The 21,894-nt window shown below is 56.2% G+C and carries 21 protein-coding genes; 9 read left to right on the top strand and 12 right to left on the bottom strand.

The window, feature by feature from the left end:
• Positions 1-68 precede the first annotated feature (68 nt).
• The 3 genes from xseA (at position 69) to AC3CHX_RS03250 (ending at position 5,575) form a co-directional block, all read left to right on the top strand.
• Positions 69-1,430: an exodeoxyribonuclease VII large subunit gene (xseA, locus tag AC3CHX_RS03260; RefSeq protein WP_488642676.1), complete on the top strand. Its 1,362-nt coding sequence runs from the start codon at positions 69-71 to the stop codon at positions 1,428-1,430.
• A 296-nt stretch (positions 1,431-1,726) separates the two neighbouring features.
• Positions 1,727-2,305 carry a superoxide dismutase [Fe] gene (gene sodB, locus AC3CHX_RS03255; RefSeq protein WP_488642675.1) on the top strand — a complete coding sequence of 193 codons (579 nt, stop codon included), beginning with the start codon at positions 1,727-1,729 and terminating at the stop codon, positions 2,303-2,305.
• Positions 2,306-2,545: 240 nt separating this feature from the next.
• Entirely contained in the window at positions 2,546-5,575 is a 3,030-nt protein-coding gene (locus AC3CHX_RS03250) for a transglycosylase domain-containing protein (protein ID WP_488642674.1), read from the top strand.
• A 178-nt stretch (positions 5,576-5,753) separates the two neighbouring features.
• On the opposite strand, the gene AC3CHX_RS03245 is transcribed toward AC3CHX_RS03250, so the two are convergent.
• The 11 genes from AC3CHX_RS03245 to AC3CHX_RS03195 all read right to left on the bottom strand — a co-directional run bounded on the left by AC3CHX_RS03245 (position 5,754) and on the right by AC3CHX_RS03195 (position 14,261).
• On the bottom strand, positions 5,754-6,074 hold the full coding sequence (locus tag AC3CHX_RS03245; RefSeq protein WP_488642673.1) for a Rieske (2Fe-2S) protein: 321 nt from the start codon (positions 6,072-6,074) through the stop codon (positions 5,754-5,756).
• A 62-nt stretch (positions 6,075-6,136) separates the two neighbouring features.
• The gene (locus tag AC3CHX_RS03240) at positions 6,137-6,523 is read right to left on the bottom strand and encodes an SUF system Fe-S cluster assembly protein (RefSeq protein WP_488642672.1); all 387 of its coding nucleotides are present in this window, start codon (positions 6,521-6,523) and stop codon (positions 6,137-6,139) included.
• Between the two features lie 50 nt (positions 6,524-6,573).
• Positions 6,574-7,020, bottom strand: coding sequence for a Fe-S cluster assembly sulfur transfer protein SufU (sufU, locus tag AC3CHX_RS03235; protein ID WP_488642671.1), 447 nt, complete (start codon positions 7,018-7,020; stop codon positions 6,574-6,576).
• On the bottom strand, positions 7,004-8,305 hold the full coding sequence (locus AC3CHX_RS03230; protein WP_488644710.1) for a SufS family cysteine desulfurase: 1,302 nt from the start codon (positions 8,303-8,305) through the stop codon (positions 7,004-7,006). The genes sufU and AC3CHX_RS03230 overlap by 17 nt, the downstream gene beginning before the upstream one ends.
• 14 nt (positions 8,306-8,319) lie before the next feature.
• On the bottom strand, positions 8,320-9,651 hold the full coding sequence (gene sufD / locus AC3CHX_RS03225) for a Fe-S cluster assembly protein SufD (protein WP_488642670.1): 1,332 nt from the start codon (positions 9,649-9,651) through the stop codon (positions 8,320-8,322).
• A gap of 175 nt (positions 9,652-9,826) precedes the next feature.
• Positions 9,827-10,624, bottom strand: a complete 798-nt coding sequence (sufC, locus tag AC3CHX_RS03220) for a Fe-S cluster assembly ATPase SufC (RefSeq protein WP_488642669.1) — start codon at positions 10,622-10,624, stop codon at positions 9,827-9,829.
• 140 nt (positions 10,625-10,764) lie between these two features.
• A complete protein-coding gene (gene sufB / locus AC3CHX_RS03215; RefSeq protein WP_488642668.1) occupies positions 10,765-12,204 on the bottom strand; it encodes a Fe-S cluster assembly protein SufB in 1,440 nt (479 codons plus the stop codon).
• Between the two features lie 29 nt (positions 12,205-12,233).
• A complete protein-coding gene (locus AC3CHX_RS03210) occupies positions 12,234-12,557 on the bottom strand; it encodes a HesB/IscA family protein (RefSeq protein WP_488642667.1) in 324 nt (107 codons plus the stop codon).
• A gap of 13 nt (positions 12,558-12,570) precedes the next feature.
• Positions 12,571-13,080 carry an Rrf2 family transcriptional regulator gene (locus AC3CHX_RS03205; RefSeq protein WP_488642666.1) on the bottom strand — a complete coding sequence of 170 codons (510 nt, stop codon included), beginning with the start codon at positions 13,078-13,080 and terminating at the stop codon, positions 12,571-12,573.
• 249 nt (positions 13,081-13,329) lie between these two features.
• Positions 13,330-13,983 (bottom strand): hypothetical protein, encoded by a 654-nt coding sequence (locus AC3CHX_RS03200; protein WP_488642665.1) that lies wholly within the window; start codon positions 13,981-13,983, stop codon positions 13,330-13,332.
• Between the two features lie 35 nt (positions 13,984-14,018).
• Positions 14,019-14,261: a hypothetical protein gene (locus AC3CHX_RS03195; protein WP_488642664.1), complete on the bottom strand. Its 243-nt coding sequence runs from the start codon at positions 14,259-14,261 to the stop codon at positions 14,019-14,021.
• A gap of 165 nt (positions 14,262-14,426) precedes the next feature.
• Here AC3CHX_RS03195 and AC3CHX_RS03190 point away from each other — a divergent pair, with 165 nt between their 5' ends.
• The 6 genes from AC3CHX_RS03190 (at position 14,427) to tpx (ending at position 20,887) form a co-directional block, all read left to right on the top strand.
• The gene (locus AC3CHX_RS03190) at positions 14,427-14,942 is read left to right on the top strand and encodes a transposase (RefSeq protein ID WP_488642663.1); all 516 of its coding nucleotides are present in this window, start codon (positions 14,427-14,429) and stop codon (positions 14,940-14,942) included.
• Positions 14,894-15,733 carry a response regulator gene (locus AC3CHX_RS03185; RefSeq protein WP_488642662.1) on the top strand — a complete coding sequence of 280 codons (840 nt, stop codon included), beginning with the start codon at positions 14,894-14,896 and terminating at the stop codon, positions 15,731-15,733. Before AC3CHX_RS03190 ends, AC3CHX_RS03185 begins: the two co-directional genes overlap by 49 nt.
• Positions 15,730-19,125, top strand: a complete 3,396-nt coding sequence (locus tag AC3CHX_RS03180) for an ATP-binding protein (protein ID WP_488642661.1) — start codon at positions 15,730-15,732, stop codon at positions 19,123-19,125. Before AC3CHX_RS03185 ends, AC3CHX_RS03180 begins: the two co-directional genes overlap by 4 nt.
• A 292-nt stretch (positions 19,126-19,417) precedes the next feature.
• A complete protein-coding gene (locus AC3CHX_RS03175; protein WP_488642660.1) occupies positions 19,418-19,861 on the top strand; it encodes a hypothetical protein in 444 nt (147 codons plus the stop codon).
• 58 nt (positions 19,862-19,919) lie between these two features.
• On the top strand, positions 19,920-20,192 hold the full coding sequence (locus AC3CHX_RS03170) for a helix-turn-helix domain-containing protein (protein WP_488642659.1): 273 nt from the start codon (positions 19,920-19,922) through the stop codon (positions 20,190-20,192).
• Between the two features lie 104 nt (positions 20,193-20,296).
• Entirely contained in the window at positions 20,297-20,887 is a 591-nt protein-coding gene (gene tpx / locus AC3CHX_RS03165) for a thiol peroxidase (RefSeq protein WP_488642658.1), read from the top strand.
• 228 nt (positions 20,888-21,115) lie between these two features.
• Here tpx and AC3CHX_RS03160 read toward each other — a convergent pair whose 3' ends face one another.
• Positions 21,116-21,883, bottom strand: a complete 768-nt coding sequence (locus AC3CHX_RS03160; RefSeq protein WP_488642657.1) for an SDR family NAD(P)-dependent oxidoreductase — start codon at positions 21,881-21,883, stop codon at positions 21,116-21,118.
• Positions 21,884-21,894 lie beyond the last annotated feature (11 nt).

Here is a 21,894-nt window from a genome sequence, read left to right as displayed (position 1 = left end):
ATTGTTGATGCCGCTTCCTCTCAACCCTCAGCCGGCTTTTGCCAATTAGTTATCCATTGAAAGTCCTGATGAATTTCGCTTCTTCCACAGAAAGTCGCACGGGCACGGCGCCGGTGCTATCCGTCTCCGCACTGAACCAGGCCGTGGCGCGCATGCTGGAGCGCACTTTTCCGCTGACCTGGGTCTCCGGCGAGGTCTCCAACTTCACGCGCGCGGCCTCCGGTCACTGGTATTTCACGCTGAAAGACGACGCCGCTCAAGTGCGCGCGGTGATGTTCAAGGGGCGTGCGCAACATGCTGGGTTTATTCCGCGTGAGGGCGACAGGGTCGAAGTCCGCGCGCTGGTGACGCTGTACGCGCCGCGCGGCGACTATCAGTTGAATGTCGAGGCGATCCGCCGCGCTGGCGCAGGGAATTTGTATGAAGCATTTTTGCGACTGAAAGAAAAACTCAACGCAGAAGGCCTGTTCGACCCTGCACACAAGCGCCCTCTTCCACAATTCGTCACCTGCATCGGCGTCGTCACCAGTCTGCAGGCTGCCGCACTGCGCGACATCCTGATCGCCTTGGCGCGCCGCGCGCCGCATGTGCGCGTAGTGCTGTATCCGACGCCGGTACAAGGCGAAGGTGCCGCAGAGAAGATCGCGCGCGCCATCAACACGGCATCGGCACGCGCCGAGTGCGACGTCTTGCTGGTCTGCCGCGGAGGTGGCAGCATCGAAGATCTCTGGTCATTCAATGACGAAGGCGTCGCCCGCGCCATTGCTGCTGCAGCGATGCCGGTGATTTCCGGTGTCGGCCACGAAACGGATGTCACGATTGCCGATTTCACTGCCGATTTGCGCGCAGCGACACCGACAGCGGCCGCCGAACTGGCCACGATTCCACGCGACGACTGGCTTGCCACGCTGGAAGGCCATGCCAACGACATGACCCGCGCCTTGCGGCGACAACTGGGCGAAGCCGGTCAGACGCTCGACTGGTTAACCCGCCGCATGGTCAGTCCGGCGACCACTATCAGTCATGAACGCCTGAAGTTGCAAAGTCTGCAAACCCGTTTGATGCATGCGACCAAAATTCCGTTAAGACAATCGCACTATGCGCTGCTGAATTTGCGTACTCGCTTGTCGGCACAGTTGCCAGATACGCGTCGGGCGCGGGCCCACCTGTTGGAGCAAGCACGCCGCCTCGGCAGTGCGCTCACCATACAAAACAGGCAAGGCCGCCTGGCACTGAGCGCGCTCAATGCCCAGCTGGAATTGCTCAATCCACAACGCACACTGGAACGCGGCTACGCGATTGTTACCGACCCTAAAGGGAACGTTCTGCGTACACCAAAGGAACTCCACCCGCGCCAGATCATCACACTGCAACTGGCTGAAGGCAGCGCGAAAGTCGGTATTGACAGCGTGCAGCCAACGTTCGATTAGCGCCGGCGTAACAAGGCACACTGTTGAATTCGTCCGATTGCTGCATGGAATAGATAAGCGCTTTACAATAACGCGCTTGAACCTGTTGAATACCTGTGGTTAAGGGCAGTTCTAAAAACCAGTGTGAAGCAGTCACGGCCGGAACCACGATGTTGGAAACCTTGGAGCCGTACGCAAGTACGGTCAACATCAGAGTGCCGGGATTGGTTCATGCAGCAGGTTTCAGAGGTGCTCTTAAACACGATCCATCCCTAACAGGCTCTTAGTAGCCCAATAAAACTTAGAAAGGACACACCATGGCATACACACTCCCACCACTCCCGTACGCACTCGATGCGTTGGCTCCACACCTGTCCCAGGAAACACTGGAATATCACTACGGCAAGCATCACCAAACCTATGTGACCAACCTGAACAACCTGGTTCCTGGCACAGAATTCGAAAATGCTTCACTGGAAGATATTATCAAGAAGTCTTCGGGCGGCGTCTTCAATAACGCAGCACAAATCTGGAACCACACGTTCTACTGGAACAGCCTGTCTCCAAACGGCGGCGGCGCACCTACCGGTGCTCTGGCTGATGCGATCAACGCCAAGTGGGGCTCGTTCGACAACTTCAAAGTTGAAATGACCAAATGTGCCGTTGGTACATTCGGTTCAGGTTGGGCCTGGCTGGTGAAAAAAGCCGACGGCACACTGGATCTGGTATCGACTTCCAACGCTGCCACACCACTGACAACCGATGCAAAAGCACTGCTGACCGTTGACGTTTGGGAACACGCGTACTACATCGACTACCGCAATGCCCGTCCTAAATACCTGGAAGCATTCTGGGCGTTGGCGAACTGGGACTTTGCAGCCAAGAATTTCGCTTAATCAAGCGTTTTGTTCTGCCGGAATAAAGTTTTGACCAAGTAGGTTGTTGGCAATGATATTGAAAATAGCGCTTGCTTAACCGCAAGCGCTATTTTTTTCCGCGCCTACCTGAACGGCCTAACCGTCGTCAACACCGGCGAACGATGATCCCGATATTCAAGGAATGCGCTAATATATATGCACCCTAGAATATCCTGAATTTTAACCACCCTTATCGATCCGGACCGACCAGACGAACCCATGGTGAGAACACGCTTGCGCTTTGTTAAGTTCGCCATTCTCGTCGCGATCCTGCTACTGATTGCGGCGGCTGTCTATTTCGTCGCACACGAACTGCGCACCTCGCGGCTACAGGCCCGTTATCTCGCTCGCCTCGGGCAAGAACTGACCTTTCGCATCGCGCCGGGACCGAGCCCGTCGATCCGCTATCCCAAAACCGGCCCCTACGACCAGCGTCTGGGCTATGCCCAATTGCCGGCCTACCTGGAGCGGCTGCGCGCGCGCGAGTACACCGTGGCCGAGCAGGCCCGCCTGTCGCGGCGCATGAGCGAAGTGGTCGACCGCGGCCTGTATGTACCCTACCCGGAAAAAGATCAGACCGGCCTCAGCGTGCTCGACTGCAACGGCGTGCCGATCTATGCCACCCGCTATCCGGAGCGCGTCTACCCCGACTTCGAGACGGTGCCTTCCTTGCTGACCGACTCGCTCCTGTACATTGAGAACCACACCCTGCTTGATCCAAGCCAGCCGCGCCGCAATCCGGCGATCGAGTGGGGGCGTTTTGCCCACGCGGGGTGGGATCGGGTCCTGCATTTGGTCAGCCCCGGCTATGAATCGCCCGGCGGCAGCACGCTGGCGACCCAGATCGAAAAGTACCGGCACTCGCCGGAAGGACGCACCGCCTCGCCCTTGGAAAAATTGCGTCAGATGGCCTCAGCCTCGGTGCGCGCCTATCTGAATGGCGAAGACACGACGACGACGCGCCGGCAACTGGTGGTTGACTACGTGAATACCGTGCCGCTTGGCGCGCGCGCCGGCTTTGGCGAAATCAACGGCGTGGGCGACGGCCTGTGGGCTTGGTATGGCCGGGATTTCGAGCAAGTCAACCTGCTGCTGGCCGATAATTCGCAAGCACCGCTTGCAGCCCGCGCGCTGGCTTACAAGGAGGTCCTGAGCCTGTTTATTTCGCAGCGCAGCCCGTCCTACTACCTGGCCCACATCGAGGAGCTGGAAGCGCTGACCGACTCCTACCTGCGCCTGATGGTCAGCACCGGGGTGATCTCGCCGGCGCTGCGCGATGCGGCGCTGACGCAGTCGCTCAAGCAGCAAAAGGAGAGCGTTCGACCGCCGCCCCCACCGGTCGAGCGCAAGGGGGTCAACGCCGTGCGCGTCAACCTGGCGTCGCTGCTGGGCGTGCCGCGCATGTATGACCTGGACCGCCTGGACCTGACGGTCGACAGTGCGCTGGACTCGCGGCTGCAGCAAGAAGTGACGGACGAGTTACGCAAGCTGCGCGATCCGGCCTATGCCAAGGCTGCCGGGCTGATCGAATTCCAGCTACTCCAGCACGGCGATCCGCGCGGCGTGACGTACGGCTTTACGCTGTTCGAGCGTACTCCGGGCGCCAATCGCGTGCGTGTGCAGGCCGACAACTTCGACCAGCCGCTCGATATCAATGAAGGCCTCAAGCTCGATCTGGGTTCGACATCAAAACTGCGCACGCTGATTACCTATCTGGAGGTCGTCGCCGATCTGCACGGCCAGTACGTCGGCCTCGACCCGCAGGCGCTCAAGACGGTCAAAGTGGCGGCACAAGACCCGATCAGGCGCTGGGCCCTCGATTATCTGGCACGGGCATCGGACCGCAGCCTGTCGGCGATGCTTGCAGCGGCGCTCGAACGCGAGTATTCCGGCAATCCGGGAGAGTGGTTCTTCACCGGCGGCGGCATGCAGCACTTCGAAAACTTCGAGAAATCCGAGAATTACCGCAACTTCACGGTGCACGAAGGATTGCGGTATTCGGTCAATCTGGTATTCGTGCGCCTGATGCGCGATATCGTGCATTACTACATGTACCAGGTGCCTGGTTCGAGCGCGCAACTGATGGAAGACGGCGAAGACCCCCATCGCAAGGAATACCTGCAGCGCTTCGCCGACCGCGAAGGGCGCGTCTTCATCGGGCACTTCTACCGCAAGTATCACGGCAAGAGCGCCCAGGACGCGGAGGAGGCGCTGATCCAGGGGATCCGTCCGACCCCCAAGCGTCTCGCGGTGATTTTCCGGAGCATCGCTCCCGAGGCCAGCCCGGCCCAGTTCGCCAAATTCGTCAACACGTTTCTGCCCTCGGTCGGTCTGGGCGAGGAGGCCCTGACCAAGCTCTACAACGCGTATTCGCCGGAGCGCTTCGATCTGCCCGATCGCGGCTATCTGGCGGGCGTGCATCCGCTTGAGTTATGGGTGATCGGCTACCTGCGCCAGCATCCCGCTGCAACGCTCGCGCAAACCTTCGAGGCCAGCACGGCCGAGCGGCAGGAAGTCTATAAATGGTTGTTCAAAACCCGGCACAAGAACGCTCAGGACAAACGCATCAAGCAGTTGCTCGAAGTCGAAGGGTTCCAGGAAATCCACAAGGCGTGGAAACGGCTGGGCTACCCATTCGATTCGCTGGTGCCATCCTACGGCACCGCCATCGGCGCCTCGGCCGACCGCCCGGATGCGTTGGCAAAACTGATGGGGATTATCGTGAACGACGGTGTGCGTTTACCGACAGCCCGTATCGACCGCCTGCATTTCGCCGCCGACACGCCCTACGAAACCGTGCTCACCCGTGCGGCGACCAGCGGCGAGCGCGTGCTGCCGCCGGAAATCCCGCCGCTGGTGCGGCCGATCCTGGCCGAAGTGGTACAGATGGGTACCGCAAAGCGGCTCGCCGGCGTCTTCACCCTGCCGGACGGTACGCAGATTCCGGTGGGCGGCAAGACCGGCACCGGCGATAACCGTTACAAGACCTTCGCCAAGGGAGGCGGCCTGGTTTCTGAAAGGGTGGTCAGCCGCTCGGGCGCTTTCGTGTTCTACCTCGGCGATCGCTATTTCGGTACGGTGGTCGCGTATGTGGCGGGGCCCAAGGCGGCGGAATACAAATTCACCAGTGCCCTGACGGTACAGATCCTCAAAGTGCTCGCCCCCACGCTGATGCGCCGGCTCAACCAGAGCGAGGCCGGGCAGCAGCCGTCCGAATGTGTTCGGCCGCAACTCACGGCGGCTGAATAGCGGGTATTCGCCTTGCGGCCGTTGCGCCGCGTGAGCTTACCTGTGTCATCGGATCCCCCGAGGACTTGCGCAAAATTGTCCCAGCAACGAGCTTGTCAAAACCGGCCGACGAAGACAGTGCGAAGGACGGCTAGGAGGCGTAACGCTGCTGGGGCGGTTTTGCGTGAGTCCTACCTCTTCAATCCCATCGATCATCCCTCACCTGCACCATCCCGTTCTCCACCCTTACCGGAAAAGTCGCCACCGGTTCGTACGCGGGCGGGCTCAAGGCCTCACCGGTCTTGATCGAGAAATGGGCGCCATGACGCGGACACGTCACTTCGTCACCATCCACAACGCCCCCCGTGAGCGTTCCGCCATCGTGGGTGCAGACGTCCTCGATCGCATGGTATTCGCCATCGACATTGAACACCGCGATCTGTACGCCATCCACCTCCACCGTGCGGAACTGGCCGGGTTGCAGCTCTTTATCCGGTGCCACGTCAATCCATTTATCCATTAGCCGGCTCCTGTTGTGTGATGGAAGGATGTTCGCCAAACGCGGCTTGCATTTGGTGCCGCTTACAGCATCCCCAACTCCAGGCGCGCAGCCTCGGACATCATTTCGCGTGTCCATGGCGGGTCCCATACCAGGTCCACCCTGGCTTCGGTCACGCCGGGGACGGCATTCACCGCGCACTCCACTGTTTCCGGAAAGGTTTGCGCCACCGGGCAAGCGGCCGAGGTCAGCGTCATGCGCAGGCTGACCGCACCGGACGCCTGCACGTTCAGTTCATAGATCAGCCCCAGATCGTAAATATTCACAGGGATTTCCGGGTCATAAATTGTGCGTAACACTTGAATGACCTGCTGCTTCAACACGCCGGTGTCAGTTGCAGCTTGGCCTGCCGGGCCGGCCTCCTGCGCTTCTAGCTCTTCAGCTTTTTTCAGCCAATCGAAAATAGACATTCCGCTTGCCCTCCTGCGTCTCGTGGTCTGGGTTGCCCGGTTCCACCGGCTCATTCCGTACTCACCGGCTTCGTTTGCTTCAGCAAAGCGGCATGCAAGGTATGCCACGCCAGCGTCGCGCACTTCACACGGGCCGGGAATGCGCGTACCCCGGCCAGTACTGTCAGCTTGCCAAGGTCTGGGCCAGGCGCGCCGGCATCCTGCGTGAGCAGATCGTGGAAACCCTGAAACAACGCTTCAGCCTCCTGCTCGGTCTTGCCCTTCAGATGCTCCGTCATCAAGGATGCGGACGCGGTCGAAATGGCACAGCCTTCCCCTTCGAAGCTAATGTCCCGGATCACGCCATGTTCCAGTTTCAGGTAGAGCGTCAGCCGGTCGCCGCATAGCGGATTGAAGCCTTCCGCCTTTCTGTTGGCAGCGCTTAGCGCATGAAAATTTCGCGGTTTCCGGTAGTGGTCAATGATGACCTCCTGATAGAGTTCACGCAGATCTTCCATGCAAGCCCCCGTCGCGAATGCCAAACATCTTGCATACCTTGCGAATTCCGGCGAACAAGGCGTCGATTTCATCGTGTGTGTTGTATAGCGCAAACGAGGCACGTGCCGTTGCGACAATCTGAAAGTGCTCCATCAGCGGCATCGCACAATGGTGGCCGGCGCGAATGGCAATGCCATCGCGGTCGAGAATGGTGCCGATATCATGCGGGTGCACGCCTTCCAGCGTGAACGACAGGATACTTGCCTTGTCCTGCGCAGTACCGATCAGGCGCATGCCGGGCACACCGCCGACCAACTGCGTGGCGTAGGCAAGCAAGTCGTGTTCGTGGGCGGAGATGGCGTCAAGTCCGAGCGCCTGCACGTAATCAAGCGCCGCACCGAGCCCGATGACGCCGGCAATGTTCGGCGTTCCCGCCTCGAATTTATAGGGCAGGACGTGGTACAGGGTTTTCTTGAACGTGACTTGACTGATCATGTCGCCGCCGCCCTGGTATGGCGGCATGGCATCCAGCAACGCGGCCTTGCCGTATAGCACGCCGATCCCGGTCGGGCCGTATAGTTTGTGTCCGGAAAAAGCATAAAAATCGCAATCGAGGTCCTGCACGTCGACGGCGAGATGCGGTGCGGCTTGCGCGCCATCTACCAGGACCACAACGCCCATCGCGTGCGCCAGTTCAATAATTCTACGGATCGGATTGATGCTGCCGAGCGCATTCGAAACATGTGCTACAGCAACCAGTTTTGTACGAGGATTGAGGCATTTTTCAAATGCCTCCAGCATCAATTCGCCGGCGTCGTTGATCGGTGCCACCCGCAACACTGCGCCAGTCTGTTCGCACAAGAGTTGCCACGGCACGATGTTGGAATGATGCTCCATTTCGGTTAACAGGATTTCGTCGCCAACCTTGAAGCGGTTGCGGCCATAGCTCTGTGCCACCAGGTTGATGGCTTCGGTGGTACCGCGCACGAACACAATCTCTTTGCTGTCACCCGCGTTGATGAAGCGTCGCACCTTTTCCCGTGCTGCCTCGAACGCCTCGGTGGCGCGCTCGCTTAATTCGTGCACGCTGCGGTGAATATTGGCGTTGAGCGCCGTGTAGTAACGGCTCTCGCAGTCGATGACGCTGTCCGGCTTCTGGCTGGTGGCGGCATTGTCGAGATAGACCAGCGGCTGGCCATGTACCGTTTGTTTCAGCAGTGGAAAGTCAGCGCGCCAACGCTGCACGTCGCAACCGGTCACAGGCTGGACGACTGATCGTGCAACTGCTTGTTCAACAGCCGCCATGTCTTTTGCACTATTCATAACAGTTCTCTGATCTGCTGGCCGCCCGGCAGGCGGTTGATCAGCAGTTCCTCCAATCGTTCTTTCAGCGCAACGATGCCGACACGATCAATGATTTCCGAGGCGAAGGCATAGGTCAGCAGCGTACTGGCTTGCCCGGCGTCGATCCCGCGCGAGCGCAGGTAAAAAATCTGCTTCTCATCCAGCTGGCCCACCGTCGCCCCGTGCGTACACTTGACGTCGTCGGCATAGATTTCCAATTGCGGCTTGGTATCGACCTCGGCGTTTTCCGACAGCAGGAGATTGCGGTTGGATAGATAGGCATCGCTCTTTTGTGCGTCCGGACGAACGATGACCTTGCCGTTGAACACCGCACGCGCCGCGCCGCCCAGCACGCCCTTGTAAAATTCACGGCTCACCCCGCCCGGCTTGGCGTGGTCGATGCTGGTGTGGTGATCCATATGTTGTCTGCCGCTTGCCATATACAGGCCGTTCAGCGTTGCCTCGCAGCCTTCACCATTGAACCGGGTGCCGATGTCGTTGCGCGAGAGCAGCCCACCCAGGGCGAAGGAGTGAGACGTAATGCGACTGCGCGGCGCTTGCTGGACATCGATGCTGGCAATATGAAAAGCATGGCCGCTTTCCTGCTGCAACTTATAGTGCTCGATCACGGCCCCCGTGTCGGCCACCACTTGCGTGACGGCATTGGTGAAATAGGCGATGTCATCCGAACCGATATAGTGTTCGACGATTGTCGCGCGTGCGCCGGCGCCGGCGTGAATGATATGACGTGGGTGTATCGCCAGATCCGCTGCCGTGGTAATGAACAGTAAATGTATCGGCGCTTCGATTGTCACTGCGGGAGCAAGGTCGATGTAAGCCCCGTCGGTCCAGAATGCCGCATTCAGCGCGACGAAGCCATTGGTTGTTACTGCGCCGATGCCGGGAGCCAGCGCAAGATGTGTGGAAGGGTCAGTCAGCCCGACTGCGAGGCTGACCACCGTGCTGCCATTCGGGACAGCATCAACCCGCGAAAAGGCTGGCGCGTAACGACCGTTGATGTACACCAGAAGATAAGCGTCGCTGAGCGAAAGTTTGGTAAGTTCGCCCGCCTGAAACCTGCTCACCCCGTTTTGTGATGCCGGTGAGGACTTGAAAGCGCGGTTCTCGATCCTGCTCACGTTGGTGTACTTCCAATCTTCCTGTGTCGTGCTCGGAAACCCCAACGCGCTGAAACGCTCGATTGCAGCACGCCGCGATTGGTGCGACCACAACAGGTCCGCGCCAGCGAACTGTGTTTCCAGCCGGAAAAATTCTTCTCGGTAGCGGTTTATGGATTCCGCGTTCATTTGAATTCCCGCCTCTTGGCAAGGATGATGTTCCGCACCTGCAAGGAGCGAGGCCTGTTTCTCGCAGGTGCGCGAACAGGCCTCAGCGCTTCCGTCAAGCCGCTCTCACGCCGTCTGGAGCGGTATACCCGTGTCTTCGGCACCTTGGGTTGCAAGTGGTAAAAAGCCGCTTTGCTCATACCGATGCCGCTCCCTCTGACGCACCGCCTTGCGCCGCCGTCGGGTTGGTTTGCAGCGTCTCGATCCAGCCGTATCCGTGGCGTTCCAACTCCCGCGCCAACTCCGGTCCGCCAGATTTGACGATGCGCCCCTGCGCCAGCACATGCACGTAATCCGGTTCGATGTAGTTGAGCAGGCGCTGGTAATGGGTCACCAGGATGATGGCCCGATCCGGGCTGCGCATGGCGCTAATGCCCTTGGCAACGATCTTCAGCGCATCGATATCGAGGCCGGAATCGGTTTCGTCCAGAATCGCCAGCCGGGGTTCCAGTACCGCCATCTGCAAGATCTCGTTGCGCTTCTTTTCGCCACCGGAAAAACCTTCGTTGACGGAACGATAAAGCAGGCTGGGGTCCATCTCCATGAGTGCCAGCTTGTCCTTCACCAGCACCAGGAAATCCATCGCATCCAATTCCGCCTGGGCGCGATGCTTGCGAATCGCATTGAGCCCGGCCTTGAGCAGATAAATGTTGCTGACACCGGGGACTTCCACCGGATACTGGAACGCCAGGAACACGCCATTTCTGGCGCGTTCTTCGGGCGTCATGTCGAGCAGATCGTGGCCCTCGTAAGTAACCTGACCAGCGCTGACCGTCAAATTTTCCCGCCCGGCCAACAGTTGGGCGAGCGTACTCTTGCCAGAACCATTCGGTCCCATGATGGCATGCACTTCCCCGACCCCGACGCTGAGCTCAACTCCGCGCAGGATAGGCTTGCGGTCGACTTCGACGTGCAGATTTTTGATCTCGAGCATGGTCACTATGTCATCCTCTCCTTATTAGGGCTTATGCAAAATTGTCCCAGCAACGAGTTTGGCAAAACCTGCCGACGCAGACAGTGCGAAGTACGGCTAGGAGGCGTAACGCCGCTGGGGCGGTTTTGCGTAAGTCCTGGTTAGCCGATGCTGCCCTCCAGGCTTACCCCCAACAGCTTCTGCGCCTCCACCGCGAACTCCATCGGCAGTTCCTTGAACACCTCTTTGCAAAAACCGTTGACAATCATTGATACGGCGTCTTCCGCCGAGATGCCGCGGCTCTGGCAATAAAACAGTTGGTCTTCGCCGATACGCGAGGTGGATGCTTCATGTTCGACCTTGGCGGTGGCGTTTTTCACCTCAATGTACGGAAAAGTGTGGGCCTTGCACATGTCGCCCAACAGCAATGAGTCGCACTGAGTGTAGTTGCGGGCGCCAACCGCGCTCTTCGCCACTTTGACCAACCCGCGGTAGGCGTTTTGACCGTGTCCTGCCGAGATGCCTTTGGACAAAATCGTACTGCGCGTATTTTTTCCGAGATGCAACATTTTGGTGCCGGTGTCGGCCTGCTGATAGTGATTGGTAAGTGCCACCGAATAAAATTCACCCACCGAGTTGTCACCTTGCAGTACCACGCTCGGGTACTTCCAGGTGATTGCCGAACCGGTCTCGACCTGGGTCCAGGAGATTTTCGAGTCGGCTTCACGGCAGTCGCCCCGTTTGGTGACGAAGTTGTAAATGCCACCCTTGCCATCCTTGTCGCCCGGATACCAGTTCTGCACCGTTGAGTATTTGATTTGCGCGCCTTCCAGCGCGATCAGTTCCACCACTGCGGCATGCAATTGATTTTCGTCGCGCATCGGTGCGGTACAACCCTCCAGATAACTCACGTAAGCGCCCTTGTCGGCGATGATCAGCGTGCGCTCGAATTGGCCGGTGTCCTTGGCGTTGATGCGGAAGTAGGTCGACAACTCCATTGGGCAACGCACGCCTGGCGGGATGTAGCAGAACGAACCATCGCTGAACACGGCGGAATTCAGTGACGCAAAGAAGTTGTCGGTATGAGGAACGACCGAACCCAGGTATTGCCGGACCAGTTCAGGGTGTACCTGCACCGCTTCGGAAAACGGGCAGAAGATAATGCCAAGTTCGGCCAGCTTCCCCTTGAACGTCGTTGCCACCGACACGCTATCGAAAACGGCGTCCACCGCGACGCCTGCCAGCAACTCGCGCTCTTGCAGCGGCACACCCAGTTTCTCATAGGTCCTGAGCAATTCCGGGTCCACCTGGTCGAGACTCTTCAGGCCATCCCGGTTCGACTTCGGCGCCGAGTAATAGACGATATCCTGATAGTCGATCGACGGGTGCTTGACCGTAGCCCAATGCGGCTCGGTCATGCCAAGCCAGTGGCGATAAGCCTTCAGCCGCCACGCCAGCATGAATTCCGGCTCATTCTTCTTCGCCGAGATCATGCGGATCACATCTTCGCTCAACCCTTTTGGTACCGTATCGGATTCGATGTCTGTGACAAAGCCGTGCCTGTAGGGTTTATTTACCAGGGTTTCCAGCATTTCTGCCATAGTCAACTCCCGCGTCTTTCATCGCGCAATCACACGCTAAAACTCTCGCCGCAGCCGCACTCGCTCTTAACATTGGGATTACGGAACTTGAACGTTTCGTTAAAGCCCTCTCTGGCGAAGTCCACCTCTGTGCCGTCAATCAACGCCAGAGTGGAGGCGTCCACCAGCACCTTGATGCCGTGGCTAACGAACACCCGATCCGTGCTTCCCATGACATCGGCAAATTCCATGGTGTAGCCAAGCCCGGAACAACCTATTTTGCGCACGCCCAAACGCAGACCGATGGCCTTGCTGTTCTGGGCCAGAGAGTCATGAACGTGTTGTGCCGCACTTTCTGTCAACATGATCGCCATTGCGTTACCTCGCTTATTTCTCCTGAAATTTTTCATCATCGGCAAGTTCGGATCGGCTCGCCAAAGGCAGCGCGTGCGGGTTGCGTTGACGCATTATTATCGGCTGTGCGCTGCCCTGTTCCAGATGTTTTTCCAGCAACTGGGACAATCTGACCGATGCCAAATAGCGTGTGATCTCCACATTCAAATTGGCCCACAATTCATGCGTCATGCAGCGCTTCCCGCCGTGGCAATTGAGCTTTCCGAGGCACTGGGTCGCTTCAATCGACTCGCCCACCGCCAGGAGGATGTCGGCAACGGAAATTTCATGCAATTCCCTGGCCAGAAAATAGCCGCCGCCGGGTCCGTGCAAGCTTTCAACCAAATGCTCCCGATGCAATTTGGCGAACAGGTGTTCCAGATACGACCTGGAAATCCTCTGTCGTTGACTGATGTCGGTCATGGTCACCGGGCCTTCGCCGCTGTGCGAAGCAAGGTCCAGCATCGCCGTCACGGCATAGCGTCCTTTGGTGGTGAGTCTCATGGATAAGATTCCATAAGTAGTAGCTGATATTGGGTTAGGGCTGTCGCCTTCTTAACGCTTGAAATAACTGCCAATAACATACTAAGTTAGTCAGCTATTCAGGCTAAAAGTTCGCTCGTTGCAGAGATCCGGGCAGGAGCGATTTCGGACAACATTGATCGCTGAACAAGGCTTTGACATCCCCCACCCAATATTCGCAATTCGGCGGTTGCAGCCGGGGGATTGATGATGCCTGATGAGGTTATTGCTTTACGAAAAACTGACGTCAAGTTTTCCGGCTGACTGTTCCGGCTGACAAAAGAAAGGATTGAAAGAGAAGACTGGCATCGGCACCAAGGGTAGTCGCAGCGCCACACCCACGGATTGCCGGCGCGCTTTACTTTCTGCGTAAAGTGACAGGAATTGCGCCCCAATGGTAAACCACTCGTCGCTCGATATGACTCGCTGCGCTAACGGCAACAATTCGTCTTCTTCTTTAGCCAATCGTTGCAGCAGGTTATTGCAATACAGTTCGACTGACGAATACAATTCTTTTACTTCCGTCACCCCTTGCGCAAAGGCTTGCCGCACCCATTCCCTGACCGATTCGAGAATACGCAGCCCGACGGCGCTTAACGATTCCAGCTCGGCCAGCAGAGAATCCCCTTCTTTTGTTGCTTTCTGGATTGCGGGAATCACGTAAACTTCCACTTTGCGTCGATGACAAGACGCATCGAGTTTGGCAAGCTGACTGATGACCGATTCAAGAATCACCGGGTCGGTGCGCTGCCTGTCCGCCGAGCTGTTCTGGAATAATTGCTGGACCGTCGATAAGAGGTTATGCGCCCTCTTTTGTTCCACTGAAAGACTGATAAGAGCGTAAGTAGTTGTTAGCATTTCGTCTCCTTCATTGTTATTAAACATGCCACCCAGAACAATATTGGGGGGAGTCAACAGAATCAGGTGAAATCAAAACAAACGTGGGCAGGAAGCGGTTGATGGTTGAAGCAAGACAGCAAGTATAGGACAAAAATCCGATCAAGAACCGTCAGCGCAGCTACATCTTGCACAAAAGTACGAGTGACTTTCATTTGTGCAAGATTCAAGCTTAAGCAACTCCTGTCCGATATCAATTGCAGCGCTATCGGAATCTGCGGAATAATCTTGCTGTCGAGTATCTCCGGCACAATCGCCATCACCATCGCGCACCTGATGCCGCTCAAAATAGGATTTATCCGATTGAATTATCGGCCCTTTGGCAATGGCGATATCGGTATCCAAACAACATACTGTGACGCACTTGCATGACGCTATCTGGGCGAGCCAGATAGAGCGCGATGAGACTGCTGAAATAGAAAGGGCGCGATATGCGACTACGAGATGATCAATGGCAAAAGCTGGAGCCGCTGTTGATAGGCAGGCCCGGTCACCCTGGAGCCAATGGCAGGAACAATCGTCAGTTTATCGACGCGATGATCCTGATAGCATCGAAAAAGATCAGGTGGACCTGCCTGCCGCCAGAGCTTGGCAGCCGGGGTGCAACTTACATGCGATTCAGACGTTGGACCGAATCCGGCCGGTGGGATCAACTGGCAGAGGCGGTCAGTGACGATCAGGATTTGTTCGGCACGATGCAACGGATTGCGGCCCAGGGTCATTCGTGCACGGCGCGCGTCCAGCAAAGATTGCGCAGGCAGGCTGACGAGACCATGTATCGCGCCCGACTCGATGAAGCAACGTTGGCGGCTGCGGAAACGGCAAAATCCACAGAGCTTGCGTCGAGCACGGATAACTCCACATTGCATTGGGCCTGCTTGGTCAGTGATCGCGCACCGTGCATTCTGCCGGATCTGAAGCGCCAGCCGATCATGCAAGAGAACTAAGCGGCAATCTCGCTGCTTCCCGCAATATGCAGCACCTTTTCCTCCCCCTTATTATGACAAAACCCATTTCATCATCGCCAGCGGACGCCTTCAATGCATCGTTTTCAGCGTCCTTGCCCGCGATCAAGGTGATCGTCGCCGACGACCATCCGGTTGTTGTCATAGGCATTAGCGACGTGCTTAAAGGAGAGCCGGATATTCAACTGCTCTCCACCGTGCTGACGATTGCGGATTTGTTTGATGCGCTGCAACAGGTATCCTACGATGTCTTGATTACCGATTATTCATTCGAGGGTGACAGCGCACCGGACGGCATGCATTTGCTTGAACGGGTGCGGCGCATGTATCCCATGCTGAAGATCGTGCTGTTGACCGCACATGACGATATCGTGGTGGTACGACAAGCCATGCGATTAGGTGTGCTGGGCTTTATCAGTAAGAGCAGCGGCGCCTTTTCTGAATTGCCCATGGTGGTGCGCAGCATCATCGCTGGCGAAAAATATCTCGATCCCACCACCTCCAAGGTAATGCTGGAATATATGCTGGTGAACAATCCGGGATCTCAAACGCTGATGGAAGCCAATTTGACAAAGCGGGAACTGGAAGTGATACGTCTGTTTGTGTCCGGGAAGACGGTCACGGAGATCGCCGAGCTCACCGATCGCAGCCTCAAAACCATCAGTACCCAAAAGAAGAAAGCCATGATCAAGCTGGGAGCGCACAATGACGTGGAACTGATCAATGCGTTTAACCGCTTGGGTGGAACACATCGTCAGACCGATATTACATGAGTCGTCGGCAGTTCCTGGCCGGCTGGCTGCGGCGACGTTTAGTGCCGCTGGGCATTGCCGCGATTCTGCCGGAAGTGTCCGGACGCTATGTCAAGCGACTGCTGTATGGCGGTGCAACGCTGCTGACGGTCGTCATTGTTGTGGCAATGGCGGTCGGCGTGAATTCTCTTATCGATCGTTTTATCAACGATCAACAACAACTATTTTTACAGCATCGCGAACTGGTCAAGAGCCGGGTCGAGCGCTACCAAGTGGGCTTGCGTAATTACGTCGAAAATTATGAAGCGCTCTGGAGGCTGCATGACCGCGACTGGATTCCGTTACAGCGCTATCGACAACGTTTGCTGACGCATCAGGGCGTGACCTTGACCGAGAGCGATCTGACAGCGACATCGTTTGGTGTGCTGACCACGTTGACCGCGCCGGACCAGCAGCAGCGTCTGGCCAAAATGCTGCGCCTGATTCGCGAAATATCACCGGAGGGACACTTGCAGGGGCGCGAAACCGGTTATTTTCTCGGTGGCTTCACCTATTCCACGGACGAACGTTTTTTGGCGACGGTGCCGCCGCTGCCAGAATCGGCTTTACAGGCAGCGCAGCAAGGCCGCATGCCCGAGATCATCCGCCAGCGTATCGGCAAGGTCGAGGAAGAGTTAAGCAAATACTCAGACCGCACTTTGGCACGTCAGCGGATCTTCTGGCTTCCACTCCATGACGATCCGTTCAGCGGACAAACCGTCAACCATTTCGCCAGCCCTGTGTTTCGCGACGGCAAGCGCGTTGCCGTCATTGTTGTAACTGTGCCGTTTAACCAGTTTGCCCATCTTTTTCAAAATGGCGCGCCGGTAGCAGGCTTTTTTGCGGTATCTCGCCTTCAGAAACATTTGTTCGGGGCCAATGACGACGATGCCAATGAGCGACGCTGGAGCAAGGCGCTGTTGGCACATCCGGACATTCTCGGGGCTACGATGGCGGAACATCCGCAAATCGTCCGCGACAAGGGTGTGTTTTTCATCTACCAGACGATTCCCGGACCAAACTGGATTGCCGTTTACGCCTTTGACTGGATGACCATCCTCGCCGGCTTGTGGCCCGAACTGTCGCTACTGAGCGCACTGATGCTGACTGTGCTGCTGATCCTGTGGGCCTTTGTCGTGATTCTCGACCGCTTCGTGTTTACGCCGCTGCAGCTGCACGAGCAGCGTGTCCATGAGAGCGAGGCCTTTAACCGCACTGTGATCGAGACCGCCCCGGTTGGGCTGGGGGTAGTGGATCCGATTTCAGGCGAGGTAGTTCTGCAAAATGACATTGCCGCAAATCTGCTGTATCACGATCCTGTCGGCAGTGGCGATTTCTATCAACGCATCCTGACCAGTTCCGGCTCCCACACTCAACGCGGCATAGAGTTTTCGGAAATGACGGTCAACGACGGCGCAGGAGGTCAGCGCGATATGGTCGCTGCATTCTCGCGCACACGCTATCGCGAACGCGACGTGGTGCTGTTCGGTCTTACCGATATCAGTGAGCGCAAAGAAACAGAGCGCCTGATGCACGAGGCAAAAATCGCTGCCGATCAAGCGAGTCAGGCCAAGTCCATGTTTCTGGCTACTATGAGCCACGAAATCCGCACTCCTCTGCATGGTGCGCTAGGAAATCTTGAATTGCTCGCCATGGAGGACTTGTCCCTGCAGCAGAAAGAACGCGTGAACACGATTCGCCGGTCATTTGACGCGCTGCTCTCGCTGATCAACGATATCCTGGACATCTCTAAGGTCGAAGCGAACGAACTGACACTGCAGCAAGAACCATTCAGTCCGCATACCTTGGCCGAGCAATGCGCACAAACCTTCGCGCCGGTCATCCATGGCAAGAACGTGCGCTTCCTATGTCTGATTTCGCCGTCAGTGCCGGATCGGGTACTCGGGGATAGCCATCGCATTGCTCAGATTTTAATGAACCTTTTGAGCAATGCGTCGAAATTTACCGAGTCCGGCGCGATTGCCTTGCGCGTTGAGCCAGGAGAGGTCAGTGGGCAGCATGCGTGGCTGCGCTTTTCGGTGTCGGATTCAGGCTCCGGTATCTCCGCCGAGTACCAGCGTCATATTTTCGAGCCATTTTCTCAAGCAGACGGTTCGATATCGCGCCGTTTTGGCGGAACCGGGTTGGGACTATCGTTGTGCAAGCGTTTGACCGACTTGATGGGCGGCCGTCTTGAAGTCGACAGTGAACCGGATGTCGGCAGCATTTTTACCGTCACACTGCCTCTGCAGATCGTTGCCGAGAATCAGGTGACCGATACGCTCACGCTGGCCGTGGCAGCCGATACGATAGTGCTGTTGTCCAATTCTGTTGTATGGCAAAAGACACTGGCGGCAGGCATCCACCGCAGACTACCATTAGTCAAGCTCATCGCACTGACGGATCCTGTGGAAGCCAGATTGGCGGCGTCGCCGACCTCCATTCTGTTATTAGCGTGCTGCGAGCCGGCGCTGCCAGAGGCATGGCTGGAACTCACGACATTGTCTTTCTGCGATAGCGTCATCATCACACCCGATGGCCCTTTGCATCCACAACGCCAGCCAGGCGGCATTGGCGTATCCGCCTATGCCGCCAATGCGCTGTACGCGGCACTCGGTCTTTGTGGGCAGCGCGATACGCCGATACAGACCTCTATTCGTACGGGTCCGCAAGCGTCGGTGAGGCATACCGAGCGTATTCTTGTGGTGGAAGACGACCCGGTTAGCCGGGCCCTGATTGCGCCGCAACTGGCGGCACTCGGCTACGATCATGTCGATGCGGTATTCAACGGTCGACAAGCGCTAGAGCGCTGTCGAGGCGAGACATACGACGTCATTGTCAGCGATCTGAATATGCCGGTAATGGACGGAAAAATACTGTTGTCTGCACTGCGCGCCAAGGGGATTGCGACGCCGGTTATTGTCAATACCGCCGGCACCGCACAGGATCTCGATACGAGCCAGCATGACTTTGCGCATGTGTTGCATAAACCAGTCTCCATTGAGCAGCTAGATGATGCCTTGGCGCGCGTGTTAGGGAAGCAAGCCAAGGCGCTTGTCGTGACCACACGGCCGATTCGCGATGCGACTGTCATGCAGCAACTGCAGACAGCCTTTCTTGCCAGCTGGAAGGTCGACGTGAATGCAATGAAAGAGGCTGTGCTCAGCGGAGACGATAACTTGTTTCAGCGTCGCCTGCATCGCTTGAAAGGGGCATTGCTGGTCATGCAGGAGCATGATGCCACGTCCCAATGCGCGCTTCTGCAGCAACGTGTGAAGACAAATGGCAGCGCCGCCATTGCTGACCTGTTGCCGCGCTTTTGGACAACGATGCAAGAAATCGTCGACCGCTATCAGGCCCAGTCAATGAGCTAGTCATGCGCGTGCCGACCTTGTTATAAGAATATTCCCCCCATAAAAAACAGAGTACAGGCAATTATGTGATGCCTGCCTCACCGGCACAATGCTGACACAGGCTCTCATGTTGTATTGCTGCCGACCGGCGAAAATATGGGTGGGACTGTGCCTATTTTTTTGGCAGCTGAACAGGAGGCCGGTAATGTTTATTGATTCGTGAAGAACAAGCTTAAGTTTCACGCAAGTACATAAATTGCTTCTTTTTCCGGGGCAAGACAAGGTTAGCGAACTTTTTCAATTTGGATCAACTATGTTGCAAACGAATAAATCATGGGAATCCGAGTCTCGTGGAAAGCTACTGAGCACCTTGTATAACGAGTCCGGCCTTCGTTATTACCCATGTGTTGAAATTCCAGTAAACGTCCGCCTTTTTCATCTTGATGTCGTAATGCTTGAAAAAAAACTGAACGATCAACCTTGGTCCCGGTTTATCTTCGATGAACTCGCTTATGTACTGCGTTTCATCGCACGCAATGATGTAAGTGTCGTTCGAATAAGTCTGCAATCAAGACGATACGAAAACGATGAATACACGATCCGTTCGATCGTTGAAATCGTGGAAGGGAAAGATAAAAACGGGCGCAAAGCTTATCTATACAAATGCAGTAAAAATATAAGCCACATCGAAGCACACATGGCCGAGAGCGAAGGCGACCTCTCAGAAAAGCGGACGATATGGCAGCGAATCGTTTGACCGTATCGTATTTTGTCAGCTGTAGCGCTTTTTTGGGTAACTGAAAAGGAGGCTGCGAATGTTCATCGATTTAGGCAAGGCGCGGTACGCACTAGAGACGAAATATGATCCAGATCGCCTCCTCAATGAACTGATCCAGAAACTGGAACTGGAAAATGACGCTGCATTAGCCCGCGCTCTTGAGGTAGGCCCTGCGGTCATCCGCAATATTCGTCACGGCAGAACACCCGTCAGTCCAGACTTGCTGATTCGGGCTCATGAAGTGAGCAATATCTCGATCCGGCAACTGAAATTGTGGATGAATGCTCCCTACCTGGCACTGATGGTATGAAAAATCCTGGTGATGACCTCCTGAGCAGAGAAAAGAAGTGACGCTGACGTTGGTTTAAGCGTAGTAAAAAAATTGCAACCGCCGACTAAAAGGAAAATGCGCTAATGAAATTGATGAAAAAATATCTTCTGCCATTCTCCATATTTGCACTAGTTGCTACTAGTACAATTGCAGAAAGCACTCATGCAGTGACTTTTGAAGGTTATCCGGTTTCTGTGTCAGGAAAATTACCCCAGGTCGGACTGACAGCCCCCGCTTTTACGCTGGTCGACAATGATCTTAAGGATATTTCTATTTCTCATTTTGGCAAGAAACGTAAGGTCTTAAACATCTTCGTCAGTATTGACACGCCGGCATGTGATAGTTCAGTACGCAAGTTCGACGAAATGGTGGCCTCGCTCCCAAATACGGAAATGATCGGCATATCCAATGACCTGCCTTTTGCCCAGAAACGCTTTTGTGGGGCGGAAAATATTAAAAATGTCACCATGTTGTCAGCATTTCGTTCGCCCAAATTTGCTCAAGATTATGGCGTAGCCATCCCTGATGGTGCCTTGAAAGGGCTTACAGCGCGGGCATTGGTTGTACTTGATGAGAATAACCAAGTTATTTTCAGTCAACGCTCTGGTGAAATTGCGGAAGAGCCTGACTATAAAAAAGTTCTTGAGGTCTTAGGTGAGAAAAAGAAATCTTAAGACTCGTTCTTTGTAAGAAACGCATGCCGATCTTTTCAGCAGATTGATGCGGGTTTCAGAAGCAAAAAATGGATCACGTTCGTAGAATGCGATCCATTTTTTTTGTGACAAGAGAATTCTGAAATTGCGACAGCCGTCGCATTGCCATTCGCGCATGAAGCCATCGGTACCCGGCCAACCCGGGCTGACGATGCAGGCGGAGATGATCGAAGCGTCAGACTGGCGGTATCACTTTGCCGTCATCCGGATCCCGCCGTCAAGCCGGATCACTTCGCCATTCAAGTAAGCGTTCTCGACTATCGTTTTCACCAGCGCCGCAAACTCTGCCGGCTTGCCCATACGCGATGGAAACGGTACGGTCTTTCCCAGCGCATCCTGTACTTCAGGCGGCATACCCAGCAACATCGGCGTTTCCATGATGCCAGGTGCAATCGTCATCACGCGGATACCGAAGCGCGCCAGTTCCCGTGCCACCGGCAAGGTCAACGCCACCACGCCTCCTTTGGAAGAAGCATATGCCGCTTGCCCAATCTGGCCATCGAACGCGGCCACCGAAGCGGTGTTGATGATGACGCCGCGTTCACCGTCTGCATTCGGCTCGGTCTTGCTGATGACCTCGGCCGCCAGACGCAGCATGTTGAAGGTGCCGATAAGGTTAATCTGGATCACACGGGCGAAATCATCGAAGCTGTGCGGCCCTTCCTTGCCGAGTACTTTTTTGGCCGGAGCGACGCCGGCGCAATTCACCAGTCCGTGCAGACCGCCAAAAGCCGTCACCGCAGCATCCACCGCAGCCTTGGCGCTAGCTTCGTTGCTCACGTCAGTGGCGATGAAATGCGCCCGCGCGCCAAGTTCCTTCGCGAGTGCGGTACCAGCTTCCTGGTTCACATCGGCGATGACGACCTGACCGCCCTCTTGAATGATCAGGCGTGCGGTCGCTGCGCCAAGGCCGGAACCGCCACCGCTGATCAGAAAACACTTGTCTTTAATTTGCATGTCAACCTCTA

It is taken from the genome of Glaciimonas sp. OK215, assembly GCF_057787885.1.
This window is presented reverse-complemented; position numbering and strand designations above follow the sequence as displayed.